This window comes from Agromyces humi (assembly GCF_009720255.1).
Classification (GTDB): Bacteria; Actinomycetota; Actinomycetes; order Actinomycetales; family Microbacteriaceae; genus Agromyces; species Agromyces humi.
This window is the reverse complement of sequence record NZ_WJSP02000787.1, coordinates 1-540: the sequence shown is the minus strand read 5'-3', so window position 1 is coordinate 540 and position 540 is coordinate 1. Positions and strand designations below refer to the sequence as shown.

Here is a 540-nt window from a genome sequence, read left to right as displayed (position 1 = left end):
CGCCTCGCGCACGGCGGCGACGCGGTCGGCGATGCTGTGCACGAGCACGGCGCTGCCGGTGTCGCGCACGGCGTGCACGTTGCGGGTCACGGAGGAGCCGTCGCCGAGCGAGAGGTCGAGCACCACCACATCGCAGGAGCGGCCGTCGAGCGCGACGAGGAGGTCGGGGACGTTCGCGGTCTCGGCCACCACCACGTAGCCGGCCTCGCGGCACGCGGCCCTGAGCCCGAGCCGGACCGCCTCGTGGTCGTCGACGATCGCGACCGTGGCCACGACCGGCGTGGGCGGTTCACCAGGCACCGTGTCCCCCTTTCCCCACAGTCACACGATAGCGGTCAGCCTGGCCACGGCCTCGACATGATGCGTGTTCGGGAACAGATCGAACGCGACGAGGTCGTCGAGCCGGTATCCGCGCTCCCGCAGGAGCCCGACGTCCCGCGCGAGCGCCACCGGATCGCAGGCCACGTAGACGAGCTGGCGCGGCCGCAGCTCCGCGAGCCGGTCGACCACCGCACGACCTGCGCCGGAGCGCGGCGGGTC

1 protein-coding gene and 1 pseudogene are annotated in these 540 nt (G+C 73.5%); both read right to left on the bottom strand.

Annotation, left to right across the window (positions count from 1 at the left end; translation table 11 throughout):
- On the bottom strand, positions 1-300 hold a 300-nt coding region (locus GH736_RS24180; RefSeq protein WP_235934674.1), incomplete at its 3' end, for a response regulator.
- Positions 301-321: 21 nt separating this feature from the next.
- Positions 322-540 (bottom strand): annotated as a pseudogene (locus GH736_RS24175) (class I SAM-dependent RNA methyltransferase); the annotation flags it as partial.